The sequence below is a fragment of the Pollutimonas rozaliensis genome, from assembly GCF_048751585.1.
In the GTDB taxonomy this organism is placed as follows: Bacteria; Pseudomonadota; Gammaproteobacteria; order Burkholderiales; family Burkholderiaceae_B.
Genome location: NZ_JAZHOB010000009.1, coordinates 277816 through 296328, shown reverse-complemented (window position 1 = coordinate 296328; position 18513 = coordinate 277816). Strand labels below are relative to the sequence as shown.

Below are 18513 nucleotides of genomic sequence, written 5' to 3'. Positions count from 1 at the left end.
TGCTGGCCTTTGTGCTGTCGGCGGCGCTGGCCGGCCTGGCCGGGGCCACCAAGGCGCTGGTGTTCGTGTCGGCCACGTTGACCGATGCAGCCTGGCAGATGTCCGGCATGGTTGTGCTCATGACTTTAGTTGGCGGCCTGGGAACGTTCACAGGTCCGGTGTTGGGCGCCTTTATTATCGTCATGCTGGAGAACAAGGTGGGCGAGCTTGGCCGTTTCCTTAGCCAAGTGACGGGAGTGCAGTGGTTCCAGGTGCTGGGCGAGTCGGTGACGATTGTGATCGGGCTGATCTTCATCATTTGCGTGATGGCGTTCCGGCGCGGGATCGTGGGCGAGCTGGTGCATCGCGCCAAGCTTCGAAGGCGTTAGTGTTGCTTTAGGCGCATCCAGAGTGCTAAGGCCGAGGGCTGGCGCGAAGAAGCCGGCCCCGCTGGAAAACGATGCCTATCGGTCATAATAGAGCGATCGATCATTTAGCTGAATCTCCTTCAGTCCCGCATCATGTCTGAAACCATCCTAGTCACCGGCGGTACCGGCTTCATCGGCAGCCATGCCACGGTCGTCCTGCAGCAGGCCGGCTATCGCGTCCTTATCCTGGACAACCTGTGCAATAGCGCGATCTCGGTCCTTGACGCCATCGCCGAAATCACCGGACAGCGTCCCGACTTTGTCCAGGGCGACGTGCGCGACAGGCAGGCCCTGGATGCGCTGTTCCGCAGCCGCGCGATATCAGCTGTGCTGCATTTTGCGGGTTTGAAAGCGGTGGGCGAGTCCACGCAGAAGCCGCTGGACTATTACGACAACAACGTGCATGGCAGCACGACGCTGCTGGCGGCCATGCGGCAAGCGGGTGTCAGAACCTTTGTGTTTTCCTCATCGGCCACGGTGTACGGCGATCCGCAAAAACTGCCGCTGACCGAAGACCACCCCCGCTCCGCCACCAACCCCTACGGACACACCAAATTGGTGGTGGAGGACATGCTTGAAAACTTGTACCGCAGCGAGCCGGGCTGGCGCATTGCCCGGCTGCGCTATTTCAATCCGGTGGGGGCGCATCCCAGCGGTCTGATCGGCGAGGCGCCGCAAGGCGTGCCCAACAACCTGATGCCTTATGTGGCGCAGGTGGCCACCGGACGGCGCCCCCGGCTGCAGGTTTATGGCAATGACTACGACACGCCGGACGGCACCGGCGTGCGGGACTACATTCATGTCATGGATCTGGCGCTGGGGCATGTGGCGGCCCTGCGCCGTTGCCAGCAGGCCGGGCAGGAAATGCTGACGGTCAATCTGGGCACGGGCGTGGGGTATTCGGTGCTGGACATGGTCAAAGCCTTTGAACAAGCCAGCGGTAAGGCCGTGGCCTACGACATTGCGCCGCGCCGTCCCGGCGACATTGCCGCCTGCTGGGCCGATACAGAATTGGCATTCCAGACGCTGGGCTGGCGCGCTACCAAAGATATACGCGAAATGTGCGAGGACGCCTGGCGCTGGGAAGCCATGCAAGCCGCCCGCGCGGGCTAGTGCTTGCCCAGTGACAAGGGCAGGGCCGTTTTGTAGGACACCTGTTTCAGCGCAAAGCTGGATCGTATCTTGTCGATGCCGGGTATGGGCGTTAGCTGCTCCAGTATGAACTGTTCCAGCGCGCCGATATCGGCCACCGCCACGCGTATCAGGTAGTCCGAGTCGCCGGTCATCAGATAGCACTCCATGACTTCGTCGTGTTCGGCGATGCGCCGTTCGAAATTGGCCAGCGCTTCCTTGTCCTGCGATTTCAGGCTGATGGAAATGAATACATTCAGGCCCAGGCCCAAGGCGGCGGCATTGGCCAGCGCCACGTAGCGGACGATAATGCCGGCGGATTCCAGCGCCTTGACCCGGGTCAGGCAAGGCGAGGGCGACAGATGAACACGCCGGGCCAGTTCCACATTGCTTAGCGAGCCGTCGCGTTGCAGTTCATCCAGAATGCGTAAGTCGGTAGTATCCAGATTCATATGCTGTAGTGGTTGAGTAAAACGGCATTTTATGCTGAAAATGGGCGGAATTTTCCCCGTTATCGAAACCACATGCTTGCGAAAGAAAAGGAGAATAAGGGTGCCGACCCATTCTTCCAGTGCCTGAACCGACATGAATTCACCTTTCCCTCCGCAACCGTTGACCGACATCGATCCCCAGGAAACCGCCGAGTGGCACGACGCGTTTCAGTCCTTGATTGCCGCTCATGGGCCGCAGCGCGCCGCCTTCATGCTGGACGAGCTATGCAATATGGCCGCCACCGAAGACATTCCCTGGAAGCCGCGCATCGGCACGCCCTATGTCAACACTATATCGCTGACCCGGCAGCCGGCCTTTCCCGGCGACCTGGCGCTGGAGCAGAAGCTGGGCGCCATCATGCGCTGGAATGCCCTGGCCATGGTGGTCCGCGCCAACGCCGCCTACGGCGAATTGGGCGGCCATATCGCCAGTTATGCCAGTGCGGCCGATCTGTTCGAAGTGGGCTTCAATCATTTCTTCCATGCGCGCGGCGCCAGCGCCGGCGGGCATGCCGGCGACCTGGTGTTCCTGCAGCCGCACAGCGCGCCGGGCGTGTATGCACGCGCCTACCTGGAAGGGCGGCTGAACGAAAACGACCTGTCCCATTACCGTCAGGAATTGGGTGGGCCCGCCAGCGGGGCGCGAGGCCTGCCCAGCTATCCGCACCCTTACCTGATGCCGGATTTCTGGCAGTTTCCCACAGGGTCGATGGGCATCGGGCCCATCAGTTCGATCTACCAGGCGCGCTTCATGCATTACCTGACGGATCGCGGCCTGCTCGATTGCACCGGGCGGAAGGTCTGGGGCGTGTTCGGCGACGGTGAAATGGACGAGCCCGAATCCATGAGCGCATTGACCCTGGCGGCGCGCGAGCGCCTGGACAACCTGATATGGGTGGTCAACTGCAATCTGCAGCGGCTGGATGGGCCGGTGCGCGGTAACGCCCGGGTAATCGATGAACTGGAGAAGCTGTTTTCCGGGGCGGGTTGGAACGTCATCAAGGTACTGTGGGGCAGCGACTGGGACGGCCTGTTCGCGCGCGACCACAGCGGCGCCCTGCTGCGGGCCTTGTCGGAAACCGTGGACGGCCAGATGCAGACCTTCGCCGCCAAAGACGGCCAATACAACCGCGATCATTTCTTCGGCCAGAACCCGCAGTTGGCGCGCCTGGTGGAAGGCATGAGCGACGAACAGATCGACGGGCTGCGGCGCGGCGGCCACGATCTGGTCAAGATCTACGCCGCTTATGCCGCGGCGGCCGGCACCCAAGGCCGGCCCACGGTCATCCTGGCCCATACCAAGAAGGGCTATGGCATGGGCAGCGCCGGCCAGGGCCGCATGACGACGCATTCGCAAAAGAAGTTCGAGGACGCCGACCTGCTGGGCTTTCGCGACCGCTTCAATCTGCCGCTTTCCGACGAGCAGGCCTTGCGCCTGGATTTCTACAAGCCGGCGCCCGACAGCCCCGAACTGCGCTACCTGCGCGCGCGCCGCGAGGTGTTGGGAGGGCCGCTGCCCGCCAGGCAGGACCAGGCCCAACCGTTGGCGGTGCCCGATATTTCCGGCTATGCGCGTTTCGCATTGCAGGGCGGGCAGCGCGAAATGTCGACCACCATGGCCTTTGTGCGCATGCTGGGTGCCTTGCTGAAAGATGTCGCCCTGGGGCCCCGCATTGTCCCCATCGTCGCCGACGAGGCGCGTACGTTCGGCATGGCCAATCTGTTCAAGCAGGTGGGTATTTATTCCAGCGTCGGCCAGAAATACGAGCCGGAGGACATCGGCTCGATACTCAGCTACCGCGAAGCGAAGGACGGCCAGATACTGGAAGAGGGCATCAGCGAAGCGGGCGCCATTTCCAGCTGGGTGGCGGCGGCCACCAGCTACAGCGTGCATGGCATGGCCATGCTGCCCTTCTATATCTATTACTCCATGTTCGGTTTCCAGCGGGTGGGCGACCTGATCTGGGCCGCCGCCGACCAGCGTCCCCGCGGCTTCCTGATAGGCGCGACCTCGGGCCGGACCACTTTGGCGGGCGAAGGGCTGCAGCATCAGGACGGCGCCAGCCACCTGTGGGCCGCCACCATCCCCAACTGCAAGGCCTACGACCCGGCGTTCGCCGGCGAACTGGCCGTTATCGTTGATCGCGGCATGCGTGAAATGGCGGTCGAACAGCGCGATGTGTTCTATTACATTACCGTGATGAACGAAAACTACGCCCAGCCCGATCTGCCCGAGGGCGTGGAAGAGGACATCGTGCGCGGCGGTTACCGCTACGCCAGCTACGAAGCCAAGGCGGGGGCGGGCGAAAACGGCCGGGTGGCGTTGCTGGGATCGGGAGCCATCCTGACCGAAGTCATCAAGGCGGCGGAGCTGCTGGCCCAGCAAGGCATTGCCAGCGATGTCTACAGCATAAGCAGTTGGAGCGAGCTGGCGCGCGACGGCCAGCGCTGCGAGGCGCGCCCGGTGCAAGATGCGCAACCTATGCAGGATGGCCAGGACGACAATGACCGTCGGAACGGCATGGACGGGCAGCCGCACATTGCCCGGCTGCTGCGGGCCTCCGAAGGGCCTATCGTGGCCGCCACCGATTATGTGCGGCTGGTGCCTGAATCCATACGCGCCTACCTGCCGGAAGGGCGGCGCTACATCACCCTGGGCACAGATGGCTTCGGCCGCAGCGATACGCGCGCCGAATTGCGGCGATTCTTCCAGGTGGACGCGCAGGCGGTCGCCGAGGCTGCTTTGCGCGGACTTTCATTACACAAGCCAGCGCCGACCTGATATCCTTGCAGGGAACCCGAAAGACACCCGCAAGCCTTAAATGAATTCTGTCAGAATGCAGTTGCTCTTGGTCGGCACCATGGCCATTTGGGGCTTGAATATCTCGGCCATCAAAGTACTTACCACCTACTTTGATCCGCTGATCATCGCCTGCTTTCGCATGGCGCTTGCCGCCGTCATCATCAACTTCACCCTGATCGGATCGCGGCAGCCCATACCGCTGCTGCGCATATCGGCGGGCCAATGGCTGCGTTTCGCGCTGTGCGCCTGCTTCATGATCTACGGCAATCAAATCTTCTTCACCTCCGGCATGCTCGACGCCAGCGCCACCAACTCGTCGCTGATCATGGCGCTCAGTCCGCTGGTGGCCTCCATCCTTGCCGCCGCGGTATTCCGCGAAGCCATCACCGGCTTGCGCCTGCTGGGCATCGCGCTGGGTTTTGGCGGCGTATTCGCCGTGGTGTTCAGCAGCCATGGCGCGGCGGTATCGGGCCCCAGCTGGGGCGACCTGAAAGTGTTACTGTCCATGTTCAGCTTCGTGGTGGGCGGCATGATCATCCAGGACCTGGCGCGGCAATTCAACTCCATTCTCATCAGCAGCATTGTCTACACGCTGGGCGCCATTTTGCTTTGCCTGCACACGCTGGCGGCCGGCTCGGTCGACCTTAGCGCCAAGGCGCTGCTGGCTCCGGGGCTCTGGCCCTGGCTCCTAATGGTGTTCACAGGCATCGTCGCCACCGCCATCTGCAATATGTTCTGGAACCGGGCCATTGCCGAGCTGGGCGTCGCCCGCACCTCGCTGTACCAGTACTGGATTCCCGTCTTCGGCGTGGGTTTTGCCATGCTGACGCTGGGCGAACCGTTTACCCTCTGGCATGTCGTGGGTTTGCTGGGTATCTTGCTGGGCACCTATCTGGGGACCCGGCGTGCGGGCCCCAAGCTTGCGGGAGCCGCCAAATGACGCAAGCAGTCCTGGTCATCCATGGCGGCGCCGGTGCGATATCGCGCGCCAAAGCCACGCCGGCCGTCATCCACGAATACGAATCCGCCTTGCGGGCCACCCTGGAACGCGGCTCGGCCATTCTGGCTGACGGCGGCTCGGCGCTGGATGCCGTCGCCGAGGCCGTGCGGCTGCTCGAGGAATGCGCGCTGTTCAACGCGGGACACGGCGCGGTCTTTACCAGCGACGGCCGGCATGAACTGGACGCGGCCATCATGGACGGCAAGACGCTGCGCAGTGGCGCCGTCGCCAATGTGACCACGCTGCGCAACCCGGTGCTGGCCGCCAGGGCGGTCATGGAATGCAGTCCCCATGCCTTGCTGGCCGGCCCGGGCGCCGACGCTTTCGGCCGCGACGCGGGCCTGGAGTGCGTGCAGCCCTCGTTTTTTTCCACCGAGGCCCGGCGCAGCCAATTGCTGCGCGTGCAAGCCACGGGCGAAGAGACCATCGTCCTGGATCACGACGGGCAATCGCTGACGGAAGATGCAGCCGCTACGGCCCCGCTGGATGAAGGCCGTAAGCTGGGCACCGTGGGCGCCGTCGCATTGGATCTGCACGGCAACCTGGCGGCGGCCACATCGACCGGCGGCCTGACCAACAAGCGGCCCGGCCGCATCGGCGATACCCCGCTGATCGGCGCGGGCTGCTATGCCAATAACGCGACCTGCGCGGTGTCGGCCACCGGCACGGGCGAAGCGTTTATTCGCCTGGTGGCCGCCTATGATGTCTCGGCCCGTATCGAATACCAACGGCGTTCGCTTGACGAGGCCGCCGGCTGCGTGGTGTTCGACAAGCTGCCGGCCATAGGCGGGGCGGGCGGCCTGATTGCCATCGACGCTGCGGGCAACATCAGCATGCCGTTCAATACCGAAGGCATGTACCGGGGCTACCAGCGGTTAGGGCAGGCGGCTTGCGTCGCCATACACCGCGGGCAGTGACGGCCTTTCGGCCTGGTGCATGCAGGCCCATAGAATCACCAAAGTCAGCACAAGAAAGTCATGCCGCTGTTGCTGCCCAGTATGACGTGGGTAGTAAACTTGCCTGTACTTATAATCTGTAGCCAGTTGTACCCGCAGCCGGCCTTCGACTGCGCCATCCGAGGCTTATTCATGAAGATCCTTATTACCGGCGGAGCCGGATTCATCGGTTCGGCCCTGGTGCGCCACATCATCGGCCACACCAGTGACACCGTCGTGAACGTGGACAAGCTGACCTACGCCGGCAATCTGGAATCCCTGGCCGAGGCCGCCCAAAGCGAGCGCTACGCCTTTGAGCAGGTCGACATCTGCAACCGCGCAGAGCTCGATCGCGTGTTCCGCCAGCATCGCCCGCAAGCCGTCATGCATCTGGCGGCCGAATCGCATGTGGATCGTTCCATCGACGGGCCCGCCGCTTTCATCGAAACCAATATCGTCGGCACCTATACATTGCTGGAGGCGGCGCGGCAGTATTGGACTCAACTGGACGATACCGACCGCCAGGCCTTCCGCTTTCACCATATATCCACCGACGAGGTCTACGGCGACCTGGAGGGCCCCGATGAGCTGTTCACCGAGACCACGCCCTACGCGCCCAGCTCGCCCTACTCGGCCAGCAAGGCCAGTTCCGACCATCTGGTACGGGCCTGGCGCCGCACCTACGGCCTGCCTACGCTGCTTACCAATTGCTCGAACAACTACGGTCCGTATCACTTTCCCGAAAAACTGATTCCGTTGGTCATTTTGAATGCGCTGGAGGGCAAGCCGCTACCGGTATACGGCCAGGGCATGCAAGTGCGTGATTGGCTGTATGTGGAGGATCATGCCCGCGCCCTGTACAAAGTGGTCACGGAAGGCAAGGTGGGCGAAACCTATAACGTTGGCGGCCATAACGAAAAGCGGAATATCGACGTCGTGCACACGATCTGCGATTTGCTGGAAGAGCTGGCGCCTGGCAAGCCGGCCGGCGTCGCCCGGTATCTGGACCTGATCACCTACGTAAAGGACAGGCCTGGGCACGACATGCGCTATGCCATCGATGCCCGCAAGATCCAGCGCGAACTGGGCTGGGCGCCGCGGGAAACCTTCGAATCGGGCATCCGCAAGACCGTCCAGTGGTATCTGGACAACCTGGAATGGTGCCGCCACGTGCAGGACGGCAGTTACCAGCGCGAAAGGCTGGGGGCCGCTTAGCCAGTGTCATCGGCAAGATGCCGGCAGTCCGGCCTTTTGAGGCATAGCTGTGCTTAAAATAGCGCCATGACAGCAAACGCAGACCCGCAGACCGCCTGGCATGTGGCCTATACCAAGCCTCGCCAGGAGGACATCGCCAAAATCAACCTTGAACGTCAGGGTTTCGAGGTCTATCTGCCGCTGTTCAAGACATTCAAGAAGCCGCGCAAGGGCGGCGATGCGTCGCAGGCAGGCGTGCTGCTTATTCACGAACCCATGTTCCCGCGCTACGTGTTCTTCAAGCCCAAAAGCGCGACGCAATCCCTGGGTACCTTGCGATCAACACGCGGCGTGGCTTCCGTCGTCATGTTCGGAGCGGCCTTTGCCCATATCCCGCTGGAACTGCTGCAATCCATACGCGCGGCCGAGCAGTTGCGCAATGACGCCGGACTGGACCAGGTCAGCCCCTTCCAGCCCGGCAGCCGGGTGCGCCTGAGCGACCCGGCGCTGGCCGGCCTGGAAGGCCTGGTCCAGGAAGTCTCCGCCAAACGGGTTGTTCTTCTACTGGAGATACTGGGCCGCCAAAAGACGCTGAAAGTGGGTTTCGGCCAGATAGAGGCGCTTTAAACCGACTGCAATATTTCCCGGGCCACGCCCACGGCCGGGTTTTCCTCCACGCGCCGCTGCGCGCAATACAGGTCGATGGCCGCCACGTTTTCGTCGTCATCCAGGGGACGGAAACATACACCGTCGGGCCGCAGGCATGATGCGGATCCAGGCACCAGCGCCACGCCCACACCCGCCTCCACCAAAGCTAGCAGCGTGGGCATGACGCTTTCATGGACGATGGCCGGCTGTATCTGGAAGTGGGCAAAAAGGCTTTGTATCCGCTCGCGAAAGTACAAAGCCGCATTCGGGTTGAATCCAATAAAAGGCACACCGTGCAGCTGTTGCGGATCGATGCTTTCCTGATCGGCGTAAGGATGGCCCACCGGCAGGGCCACGCACATGTTCTCGCGGCTGACCCGGGTAAAGACCAGGGAATCGTGCCCGGTGGCGGCGGGGCGGCGCAGCAGGGCGATGTCTATTTTTTCTTCGGCCAGCATCTCGATCAGGTGCGTGGACAAGTCTTCTTTCAGGCTTAGCGCGATATCCGGCCGGCGGCTGTGGCAACCGGCCAGCAGCTTGGGCAGCAACTGGTAGGCCGCCGTGGTGGTAAAGCCGATGGAAAGATGGCCCGACCCGCCCGCCGCAGCGCGTTGCGCCGCATGGACGGCGGCCTGCCCATCCGCCACCAACTGCCTGGCTTTCCTTAGCAGCACGGCGCCTGCCGGCGTCAGCTTGACCGAGCGCGTGCTGCGCACGAACAGGGCGGCGCCCACTTCGGCTTCGAAACGCCGAATCTGCTGGCTAAGCGGCGGCTGGCTGACATGCAGGCGCTTGGCGGCATTGCCGAAATGCAATTCCTCGGCCACGGCAATGAAGGCTTCCAGCGCGCGCGTATGAAGCAGCATGGTGTTTTATGTCCTAAAAACGACTTAATCTATACGCCAATTTGTATTAGACATCTTAATCCACAAACTTTACTCTGACGCCATCTTTTCAATGCTGGGCTACACCAGCGATCCGCATCAATTATTACTATAGGAACCGGACCGATGACATCAGTGACACCTAAATTCCGTTTGGCCGCGGCCGCGCTGGCTGCCGCCGCCATTGCAATCCTTCCCTCCGTCGCGAAAGCGCAGGCGGCGGCGTACCCCGCGAAGCCCATAACTCTGATCGTTCCTTTTGGACCCGGCAGCGTTACCGATCTGCTGGGGCGCATCGTCGCCAAAGGATTGGGCGATTCCCTGGGCCAGTCGGTGATCGTGCAGAACAAAGCCGGCGCGGGCGGCAACATCGGTGCGGCCGAGGTCGCCGCGGCGCCGGCCGACGGCTACACATTGCTGCTTGGGCCGACCAGCACCAACGCGGTCAACTCCAGCCTGTACAAGAATCTTAAGTATCAGCCCCTGCGCGATTTCGTGGCCATTACCGATGTGGCGACGGTGGCGAACGTGCTGGTGGTCAACCCCGAAGTCCCCGCCAAGAGCGTCAAGGAATTGATCGCCCTGCTGCCGAGCAAGGAATACTCCTATGCATCCACCGGCAACGGCGGCAGCATGCACTTGTCGGGCGAGCTTTTCAAATCCATCACCAAGACGCCCATTTTGCACGTCCCCTACAAGGGCGGCGGCGCGGCGCTGGCCGATTTGCTGCCGGGACGCGTCCAGGTCATGTTCTGCAATCTGCCGCTGTGCCTGCCGCACATCCAGTCCGGCAAGCTACGTGCCTTGGCGATTACATCGTCCAAGCGCTCCGCCTTGCTGCCCGACGTGCCCACCATGGCTGAAGCCGGCCTGCCGGATTACGAAGTCAACGGATGGTTCGGCCTGTTCGCCCCGGCCAAGGTCGACCCGGCCATCGTGCAGAAGCTGAATGCCGAAATGAAGACCATCCTGGACAAGCCGGAGATCAAGAAGCAGCTGCTTGCCCAGGGCGCCGAGCCGGACTGGAGCACATCCGAACAATTCACCCAATTTGTGACCGCGGAACACGACAAGTGGGCCAAGGTCATCAAAGAAGCAGGGATCAGCGTGGAATGAGCAGCAACAAGAACCTGAATCGATTGGGTGTGGTCGAGGCGGCCCGCGCCATTGAACGCAATGAAATAAGCTGCGTCGATCTGGCACAGGCCTGCCTGGACCGTATCGCCGAGCGGAACAATGAAGTCGAAGCTTTTGTCGCCTACGATGCCGACAAGGCCCTGGCGGCGGCGCGCCGATTGGATGTGGCCCCAAGCGGGCATGTCTTGCGCGGCATACCGTTTGCCGTGAAAGACGTCATAGATACCTCGGATTACCCCACCCAGTATGGTTCGCCCATCTACAAGGGTTTTCAGCCCGCGCTGGATGCCGCTTGCGTGGTCATGGCCAAGAACCGCGGCGGCGTGCCGCTGGGCAAGGTCGCCACCGGCGAATTCGCCACCCAGACGCCCAGCCGCGCGCGCAATCCCTTGCGGCTGACGCACACCCCCGGCGGGTCGTCCAGCGGCTCGGCAGCCGCCGTGGCCGACTGCATGGTGCCGGTGGCCTTTGCCACACAAACCACCGGCTCCATTGTGCGTCCGGCCATTTATTGCGGCGTGGTGGGCTACAAACCCAGCTTCGGGCTTATCGCCACCGCCGGCCTGAAGGCGCTCAGCCCGTCGCAAGACACCATAGGCGTCATCACCCGCAAGGTGGAGGACGCCGCCTTTTTCACTTTGGGTCTGCATGGCGCCAAAACCGTCAACAGCGTCGTGGCCAAGCCTCGCATTGCCTTGTGCCTGTCGCGGCAATGGGACTACGTCAAGCCGGAAACCCTGCGCGCACTGGAAAGCCTGGTGCACAAGCTGGAGCTGGCCGGCTGCGCGATGAGCCGTATCTGGCTGCCCGAGGATCTGGAGCGCCTGATCGCCATCCAGCCGCGCCTGTTCAAGTACGAAGCCAGGCAAACCCTGGCCAACGAACGGCTGCTGCACAAAGAGTCGCTGAGCCCGCGTTTGCGCGCCCGCCTGCAAGGCGGAGACGACCTGGGCTTTGACGAATACGTTTCCATGCGCCAGCAGGTGCGCGAAGCGCATGGCCTGTCGGAAGAGCTATTCCGCGACGTGGATGCCGTCTTGTATCCCGCGGCGGCCGGCGAGGCGGAAGCCGGCCTGGAATCCGCCGGCGATCCGCGCTTTGGCGCCCTGTGGACGCTGCTGCATCTGCCGTCGATTTCCTTTCCCACGGATCTTGGGCCCGCCGGCCTGCCTCTGGGCGCGCAATTGATAGGCGGTTTCGGCCAGGATACGCGTTTGCTGGCCGTGGCCAACGCGGTCACACGGATGATAGAGCCGGTCTAGCCCAGCAGGCCGCGCTTGGCCAGGCTGGCGAACAGGGCGGCAATGCCGAATTCCCAGGGCGGCAGTTGGTCGCTAAGGCCCACCCGGTTGGCCAGGCAGCCCAGCTTTCCGGTGGAGATATACACGTCGTCGTCCAGATGATGCGTAAAGCCCGCGCCCTCGGTGCCGCGATCCTGAGTCGGCGCGAACATGGTGCCGCAGAACAGCATCATGCCGTCGGGGTATTGGTGATTGCCGCCCATGGCATGCCCAACCAGTTCCAAGGGATCGCGGCTGATCTGCGCCATTGAGCTGTATCCTTCCAGGACGAAGCCGTCGCGGCCCTCGACCCGCAGATGAATCGTTGCCGATCGCACATCGTCCAGCGTGAAATGCTGATCGAACAGCCGGATGAAGGGGCCTATCGCGCAAGCGGCGTTGTTGTCCTTGGCCTTGCCCAGCAACAAAGCGCTGCGGCCTTCGAAGTCGCGCAGATTGACGTCGTTGCCCAGGCTGGCTCCCACGACTTCGGCGCGCGACGATACCGCCAGCACGATTTCAGGTTCGGGGTTGTTCCAGGACGAGGCATGGTGCAGGCCCACGCCCGCGCCCGTGCCCACCGACGACATCGGCGCCGCTTTGGTGAAAACCTCGGCATCGGGGCCTATGCCCACTTCCAGATACTGAGACCACATTTTCTTTTCAAGCAGCACCGCCTTAAGACGCTGGGCATCTTCCGAGCCCGGACGGATCGCACCCAGGTCGGACCCGATCACCGCCACCACCTCGCGACGGATCGCGTCCGCCGCGGCGGCGTCGCCGCGCGCCTGTTCTTCGATCACCCGTTCCACCATGCTTTGCGCGAAGGTAACGCCGGCCGCCTTGACCACCTGCAGGTCGTTGGGCGCCAGCAAGTGGCGCTGGGCGGGATTGGGGCCGTGCTCCAGGGCCGAGGCCAGCCAGTCGTCAAGGCGCCCCAGCGACGGCCCGGATGCCCGCCGGACCGTATCGGCGGGGGTGCTGTCTTCCAGCAGTTGGGAAACCGTGGGTGCGACGGAGGTGATATCGATCAGTTCGCCGTCGCGGACGGTGACCACGCAAGGCCCGCCGGCGTCGCCCGGCAGCCACGCGCGCCCTACAAGAACCGCGCGGTCCGCATCTTCAGGCAATGTGGCCAAGGTGGTGATGTGTGGCATGGAAGGCTCCTAAGGTTCTGCGCGCCGTGTATGCGCATCATTATTTTCGATTGCCCCCAAGTGTAATGGATGAGGGTGGGCTTTTAATGTGCGTCAGCGTGCGATGACTCATGACTGGCTTGCACCGATAAACGTAGTCCCATAGCCTTTAGGATGGCGGACAGGCTGCTGAGCGATGGGTTGCCTGTTGGGGATAGTGTTCGATAAAGTTGCGTCGGATTTAAATGGGCCTGTTCTGCAACAGCCTGCACTCCCCCGAAGGCCAATGTCATGTGCCGCAGAATTGTCAGCAATTCTGCTTGCTCACCATCTTTAAGAATGTCGTTGATGACGCCGATCGCAAAGGCGGGATCGTTGCGATATAGCTCCGCCATTGCGATGTCATGGGGCCTGCTTCTCATCGTCTTTTCTCCGTTGCCAATCTTGCCAGTATCCGATAGCCATCTGATGTCCGCATCTTGCGTGCGTTTGTCGCCACCACCCAACAGCAGAACCACGCGTTTGCCTGAGAAGGCGTAGTACACGCGATAGCCTGGACCGACATCAATGCGTAATTCCCATACGCCTCCGCCGCAGAACTTGTGATCGCCGAAGTTGCCTTGCTCGATGCGAGCCACGCGCCGTATCACGGCCACCTTAGCTCTTTTATCGATCAGTCGATTCAGCCAGTCAATATAAGGATCCTTATATTTTTCGTCCGTTAAGTAATGCGCGATTAGATACTGAGCCATTTTCGTCTATAAACGAAATTGATTCAAGGCTGAGTATCGGCTATTGCTTTTAACCATGTCGTACTCCTGTCGATAGGGGGAATACGACTATAGATATGTATGAACGTCCGTTAGGGACGCAGTGAATGAAAATAGCGAGGCGAAGAACTACCGGTGTTGCGGCAAGCCACACAAGAACCCTTACATGCCATCTTGTACTGTTGACAATACAAGTTTATGATTCAGCTTGGATAAAAACATAGCAAACTTCATCTCAGGAGATCGACATGCACCTTACCGGATTCCGCCGCTGCCTAATCGCGGCTGCCTTGGCCGTCCTGCCCTTAAGCGCTAGCCTGGCCCAGGCCAACAAGCCTATCACCCTTATCGTGGGCGCATCGCCCGGCGGCACCACCGACCGCGTGGCCCGCGGCATTGCCCAGGAAATGAGCGACCTGCTCAAGCAAACGGTCATCGTCGAGAACAAGCCCGGCGCGGGCGGCAACATCGCGGCCGATACAGTGGCCCGGTCCAGCAAGGACGGCGACACGCTGCTGGTCAGCTTCACCAGCTTCTCGGTCAATGCCAGCCTGTACAAAAAACTGCCTTTTGACCCCAAGAAAGACTTCACCCCCATCAGCCTGCTGGCGGAAGTGCCCAGCGTACTGGTCGCCCGCAAGGATTTCCCCGCCAATAGCGTGGCGGAACTGATCGCGCTGGCCAAGAAGAAGCCCGGCGAATACAGCTTTGCGGTGGGCGGCATCGGATCATCCCTGCACATGGCCACGGCCAGCTTCCAGATGGATGCCGGCATCGAAGGCCTGACCGTGCCGTATAAAGGCACGGCACCCGCCGTGCAGGACCTGATCGGCGGCCAGGTGGACCTGATGTTCGCCAGCGTGGAAAATGTTCTTCCATTGATGGGAACCGATCGCATCAAATTCCTGGGTGTGACCAGCACACAGCCCATGAAGCAGTTTGCCGGCGTGCCGCCGATTTCCAATACCTTGCCCGGCTTCACGTCCAAGGCATGGTTCGGCATGTTCGGCCCCGCGGGCATGTCGCCGGAAAGGGTCAAGCAATTGAATACGGCCGTGGTCGAGGGCGCCAAGCGCGCCACCTTCATCGGGCTGATGACGCACGGCGGCGGCGACGTCGTGACCAACACGCCGCAGGAATTTGCCGACTATGTGGCCAAAGATATTGATCATTACGCAAAAGTCGTAGAATTCACGGGCGCAACCGTCGACTAAGAGGCTTAATGATCGCCAACCCCACCCCTCGTTACTATCGTATCTATCGCTTGCTGAAGCAGGCGATAGAAAGCCATCAATTCGCCAGTAACGAGGCCCTGCCCAGCGAAAACTCGCTGGCGCAGGAATACCAGGTATCGCGCCTGACCATACGCCGCTCGCTGGAGCTCTTGCAGCACGACGGCCTGATCGAGCGCCGCCAGGGCCTGGGCACCTTCCCCAAGCCGGGCAATATCAAGACCGCGCCGCTGCCGGCGGACATCAACAAGCTGCTGGCCCGGCTGTCCGAAATGGGCAGCAGCACCCAGGCCAGCCTGCTGTCCTTCGGCTACGAGACGGCCAGCCCCGACGTGTGCACCAAGCTCGAGCTGCCGCAAGGCGCAAAAGTGCAAAAGGCTGTCCGGGTGCGCTATCACGACGAGCAGCCTTTTTCCTACCTGATCACCTATGTTCCCGAACATATCGGCCGTCAATACAGCGAAGCGGATCTGACCCGCCTGCCCATCCAGTCGATTTTCAAAAAGCTGGGCATGAAGCTGGCGTCGGCCGAGCAGGGAATAAGCGCCGTACTGGCCGACATGCAGCACGCCGAAGCTTTGCAGGTGGATACCGGATCGGCCTTGCTGCGCATCAGCCGGGTGGTGCGCGATGCCGACGGAACGCCCGTGGAATACCTGATCGCGGCCTACAACCCGGCGCGCTTCGAATACCGCATGACCCTGTCCAACAAGCGCTCCAAGGCAGGCGACACCTGGGTCATGGACGCCGCGGCGAAAAGCGCAAAAAAATAATCTAGACGTAGCGGCGCGCCTGCTCCATCAGCGCGGGCGTCTCGATCAGTTCATTCAACTCATTGAAGTCCAGCATCGAATCGGCCAGCGGCGCCGTCGTGCCGTTTTCCCGCAGCGTGCCGTAATAACTTTGCAGGCTATGTGCCACGGCCCGCGCCGCGCCGCCTGGGAAGATCACGATCTTGAAGCCCATGGCTTGCAGATCGTCCACGGTGTGCAAGGGGGTGATGCCGCCTTCCACCATATTGGCCAGCAAGGGAATGCGCGCGCCGAAGCGCTTGGCGGCGGCAAGCAATTCGTCCTTGCTTCGCAATGCCTCGATGAACAGCGCGTCCACGCCGCAGGCCAGGTAGGCCTCGGCCCTTTCCATGGCGGCGTCGAAACCTTCCACCGCCAGCGAATCCGTGCGCGCCAGGATCAGCGTGTTTTCGCTATGGCGCGCATCCAGCGCAGCCTTCAGTTTGCCGCACATTTCTTCCACCGGTGCGATCGTCTTGCCATCCAGATGGCCGCAGCGCTTGGGGAAAGTCTGGTCTTCCAGCTGTATCATCGCCGCGCCCGCCTTCTCGAAGCCGCGCACGGTGCGCATCACATTCAGCGCATTGCCAAAGCCCGTGTCGCCGTCCACGATAATCGGCAGCCGCACCCGGTCGGCGATACGCGACAAGGTCTGCTCCACCTCGGTGTAGGTCGTCAAACCCACGTCGGAGCGGCCCAGCCGCGTATAGGCAATCGAGGCGCCCGACAGATAGGCCGCCTGGAAGCCGGCCTGCTCCGCGATCAGCGCGGAGAAACTGTCATAGATGCCGGGAGCCAGCAGGGCGCCGGAAGACTGCAATAGCGATTTCAATGTCGTCATGTGTTGCTTTGTAGGTATTGGCGTTCCAGCTGGCGCATCAGGCCGCCGGACAACGCGCGTTCAATCAGGAAGTCGGGGATTTTCTGGCAGGGTAGATCCAGCAGCGGGGACGGCAGGTCGGAACCATTTGCCGCCGTGCCGGCCGGCCACACACGAATACATGCATTGGCGGTGTCGATCCGGACCTGCGCGCCTTCGGGAATCTGCTCGGCGCCTTCGCACACAATCGCCAGCAGACCCAGGTTGTAGGCATTGCGGAAATAAAGGCCGCTGAAAGACGGCGCGATAACCGCCTTCACCCCCAGCTCCACCAGCACGCCCACAGCCTGTTCGCGCGACGAGCCGATGCCGAAGTTCTCGCCGGCCACCAGCACGTCGCCGGCTTTCAATGAGCCTGCCAATTCCGGGTAGCGGTTCTCCAGGCAGTGGCGGGCTATCTGGGCTATGCCCAGTTTCATGTAAGCGCCCGGCGCCAGGGCGTCCGTATCGATATTGGCGCCCACGCGCCAAACCCTGTGCAAGCTCATGGCGCCTCCGCCAAAATCGGACGTGGATCGGTAATGCGGCCGGTCAGTGCCGACGCCGCCACGGTATAGGGCGAGCCCAGGTATACATTGGTTTCCGCCGAGCCCATGCGTCCCTTGAAATTGCGCGCGGTGCTGGAAATGACATTGTCCGCGCCGGCCAGGGCATTGCCGTAGCCCGAGCAGGCGCCGCAAGAAGTCGCAAACAATTGCGCGCCCGCATCGATCAAGACCTGCAAAGTGCCTTCCCGCGCAGCATCGTTTTGATCCTGCACCGATGCCGGCGCGACCAGCAGCCGCACAGACGGGTCCACTTTGCGATTGCGCAGCACCCGCGCCGCCGCGCGCAAATCGTCCAACTTGGCGCCGGTGCACGCGCCTATATAGGCCACTTGTACCGGCGTGTGCGGCAGATCGCCCACCGCGCAAGTATTGTCGGGGCTGTGCGGGGCGGCCACCATGGGCGCCAGCGTCCACGCGTCGAAACTGCGCCGGTCAAGGACGGCATCCGGATCGGTCCGCCACCGCCGGGTATCGATGGGATCTGTAACGCCGGCCTTGCGCAGATAATTTACCGTGGTCTCGTCGGGTGCGATCAGGCCCACCTGCGCGCCCAGCTCGGCGCTCATGTTCGACAAGGTCATGCGCTCGTTCATCGACATCGCATCGATCGCGCTGCCGGCATACTCGACCGCGCCATAGTTGGCGCCATTCGTGCCATACAGGCCTATCATGTGCAGCATCATGTCCTTGGCCGTTACGCCGGCCTGCAAGGTTCCGTTCCAGTCCATCAAAATGGTGTCGGGCACCTTGACCCAGATCTGGCCGCTGACCACCACGCCCAGCATTTCCGTGCTGCCTATGCCGAACATATAGGCGCCGAAGGCGCCGCCCGTGGGTGAATGCGAATCGCCGCCCACGCAAAACATGCCTGGCCGTATGTGGCCCTGCTGCGGCAGCACCACATGGCAGATGCCGATCGAGTCGTAAACGTGCGGCAGTTGCTGGCTGCGCGCCCAATCGCGGGTCAAGGCAAGAATGGAGCGCGAATCGTCGTCCTCTTCAGGAACGTAGTGATCCATGACCAGGACGACCTTGGACTTGTCCCAAATGGACGCACCCAGCTTGTCCAGCATCGGCTTCAGTCGACGCGGCCCACTGGAATCATGGAACATCGCCAGATCCACATCGCAGGTAACGATGTCATGCAGCGCGACCGAAGCCCGGCCGCTGGCATGGGCGATAAGCTTCTGGGCGAGTGTCTGCGCAGTCATTGAGTTGATCTCTAGCAATAGGTAAGCATGGCCCT

Annotated in this window: 18 protein-coding genes and 1 pseudogene; 11 read left to right on the top strand and 8 right to left on the bottom strand. The window is 62.0% G+C overall.

What is annotated here, in order from left to right:
* A partial coding sequence (locus tag V0R37_RS18185; RefSeq protein ID WP_420375868.1) for an ABC transporter permease subunit occupies nucleotides 1-368 on the top strand: 368 nt, incomplete at its 5' end.
* A gap of 132 nt (nucleotides 369-500) precedes the next feature.
* Nucleotides 501-1520: a UDP-glucose 4-epimerase GalE gene (gene galE, locus V0R37_RS18180; protein ID WP_420375867.1), complete on the top strand. Its 1020-nt coding sequence runs from the start codon at nucleotides 501-503 to the stop codon at nucleotides 1518-1520.
* Here the strand turns inward: galE and V0R37_RS18175 are convergent.
* Nucleotides 1517-1990, bottom strand: a complete 474-nt coding sequence (locus tag V0R37_RS18175) for an Lrp/AsnC family transcriptional regulator (protein WP_420375866.1) — start codon at nucleotides 1988-1990, stop codon at nucleotides 1517-1519. The two genes, galE and V0R37_RS18175, sit on opposite strands and share 4 nt — an antisense overlap.
* Before the next feature lie 133 nt (nucleotides 1991-2123).
* On the opposite strand from V0R37_RS18175, the gene mdeB reads away from it, so the two are divergent.
* The 5 genes from mdeB to nusG all read left to right on the top strand — a co-directional run bounded on the left by mdeB (nucleotide 2124) and on the right by nusG (nucleotide 8588).
* Nucleotides 2124-4811 carry an alpha-ketoglutarate dehydrogenase gene (gene mdeB / locus V0R37_RS18170; protein WP_420375865.1) on the top strand — a complete coding sequence of 896 codons (2688 nt, stop codon included), beginning with the start codon at nucleotides 2124-2126 and terminating at the stop codon, nucleotides 4809-4811.
* A 40-nt stretch (nucleotides 4812-4851) separates the two neighbouring features.
* Nucleotides 4852-5772 (top strand): DMT family transporter, encoded by a 921-nt coding sequence (locus V0R37_RS18165; protein ID WP_420375864.1) that lies wholly within the window; start codon nucleotides 4852-4854, stop codon nucleotides 5770-5772.
* Nucleotides 5769-6749 carry an isoaspartyl peptidase/L-asparaginase family protein gene (locus V0R37_RS18160; protein ID WP_420375863.1) on the top strand — a complete coding sequence of 327 codons (981 nt, stop codon included), beginning with the start codon at nucleotides 5769-5771 and terminating at the stop codon, nucleotides 6747-6749. Before V0R37_RS18165 ends, V0R37_RS18160 begins: the two co-directional genes overlap by 4 nt.
* 171 nt (nucleotides 6750-6920) lie before the next feature.
* Nucleotides 6921-7982 (top strand): dTDP-glucose 4,6-dehydratase, encoded by a 1062-nt coding sequence (gene rffG / locus V0R37_RS18155; RefSeq protein ID WP_420375862.1) that lies wholly within the window; start codon nucleotides 6921-6923, stop codon nucleotides 7980-7982.
* 66 nt (nucleotides 7983-8048) lie between these two features.
* Entirely contained in the window at nucleotides 8049-8588 is a 540-nt protein-coding gene (nusG, locus tag V0R37_RS18150) for a transcription termination/antitermination protein NusG (protein ID WP_420375861.1), read from the top strand.
* On the opposite strand, the gene V0R37_RS18145 is transcribed toward nusG, so the two are convergent.
* Entirely contained in the window at nucleotides 8585-9475 is an 891-nt protein-coding gene (locus V0R37_RS18145) for a LysR family transcriptional regulator (RefSeq protein WP_420375860.1), read from the bottom strand. The genes nusG and V0R37_RS18145 overlap by 4 nt on opposite strands.
* Before the next feature lie 144 nt (nucleotides 9476-9619).
* On the opposite strand from V0R37_RS18145, the gene V0R37_RS18140 reads away from it, so the two are divergent.
* Both V0R37_RS18140 and V0R37_RS18135 read left to right on the top strand, forming a co-directional pair.
* Nucleotides 9620-10609 (top strand): Bug family tripartite tricarboxylate transporter substrate binding protein, encoded by a 990-nt coding sequence (locus V0R37_RS18140; RefSeq protein ID WP_420375859.1) that lies wholly within the window; start codon nucleotides 9620-9622, stop codon nucleotides 10607-10609.
* The gene (locus V0R37_RS18135) at nucleotides 10606-11892 is read left to right on the top strand and encodes an amidase (protein WP_420375858.1); all 1287 of its coding nucleotides are present in this window, start codon (nucleotides 10606-10608) and stop codon (nucleotides 11890-11892) included. Before V0R37_RS18140 ends, V0R37_RS18135 begins: the two co-directional genes overlap by 4 nt.
* On the opposite strand, the gene V0R37_RS18130 is transcribed toward V0R37_RS18135, so the two are convergent.
* The 3 genes and pseudogenes from V0R37_RS18130 to V0R37_RS18120 all read right to left on the bottom strand — a co-directional run bounded on the left by V0R37_RS18130 (nucleotide 11889) and on the right by V0R37_RS18120 (nucleotide 13798).
* Complete coding sequence (locus tag V0R37_RS18130; RefSeq protein WP_420375857.1) at nucleotides 11889-13067, bottom strand: fumarylacetoacetate hydrolase family protein; 1179 nt, start codon at nucleotides 13065-13067, stop codon at nucleotides 11889-11891. The genes V0R37_RS18135 and V0R37_RS18130 overlap by 4 nt on opposite strands.
* Before the next feature lie 83 nt (nucleotides 13068-13150).
* Nucleotides 13151-13468 (bottom strand): helix-turn-helix domain-containing transcriptional regulator, encoded by a 318-nt coding sequence (locus V0R37_RS18125; RefSeq protein ID WP_420375856.1) that lies wholly within the window; start codon nucleotides 13466-13468, stop codon nucleotides 13151-13153.
* Nucleotides 13449-13798, bottom strand: a pseudogene (locus V0R37_RS18120) (type II toxin-antitoxin system RelE/ParE family toxin). The gene V0R37_RS18125 and the pseudogene V0R37_RS18120 overlap by 20 nt, the downstream one beginning before the upstream one ends.
* A gap of 266 nt (nucleotides 13799-14064) precedes the next feature.
* Here V0R37_RS18120 and V0R37_RS18115 point away from each other — a divergent pair.
* Both V0R37_RS18115 and V0R37_RS18110 read left to right on the top strand, forming a co-directional pair.
* Entirely contained in the window at nucleotides 14065-15030 is a 966-nt protein-coding gene (locus V0R37_RS18115) for a Bug family tripartite tricarboxylate transporter substrate binding protein (protein ID WP_420375855.1), read from the top strand.
* A gap of 8 nt (nucleotides 15031-15038) precedes the next feature.
* Nucleotides 15039-15821: a GntR family transcriptional regulator gene (locus V0R37_RS18110; RefSeq protein WP_420375854.1), complete on the top strand. Its 783-nt coding sequence runs from the start codon at nucleotides 15039-15041 to the stop codon at nucleotides 15819-15821.
* 1 nt (nucleotide 15822) lies between these two features.
* Here the strand turns inward: V0R37_RS18110 and V0R37_RS18105 are convergent, their stop codons facing one another.
* Genes V0R37_RS18105 through V0R37_RS18095 form a run of 3 tightly spaced genes read right to left on the bottom strand, consistent with a single transcriptional unit; the run spans nucleotide 15823 to nucleotide 18478 of the window.
* Complete coding sequence (locus V0R37_RS18105; protein WP_420375853.1) at nucleotides 15823-16680, bottom strand: isocitrate lyase/PEP mutase family protein; 858 nt, start codon at nucleotides 16678-16680, stop codon at nucleotides 15823-15825.
* A complete protein-coding gene (locus V0R37_RS18100; RefSeq protein ID WP_420375852.1) occupies nucleotides 16677-17207 on the bottom strand; it encodes a LeuD/DmdB family oxidoreductase small subunit in 531 nt (176 codons plus the stop codon). Before V0R37_RS18100 ends, V0R37_RS18105 begins: the two co-directional genes overlap by 4 nt.
* Nucleotides 17204-18478 (bottom strand): 3-isopropylmalate dehydratase large subunit, encoded by a 1275-nt coding sequence (locus V0R37_RS18095; protein WP_420375851.1) that lies wholly within the window; start codon nucleotides 18476-18478, stop codon nucleotides 17204-17206. The genes V0R37_RS18100 and V0R37_RS18095 overlap by 4 nt, the downstream gene beginning before the upstream one ends.
* Nucleotides 18479-18513 lie beyond the last annotated feature (35 nt).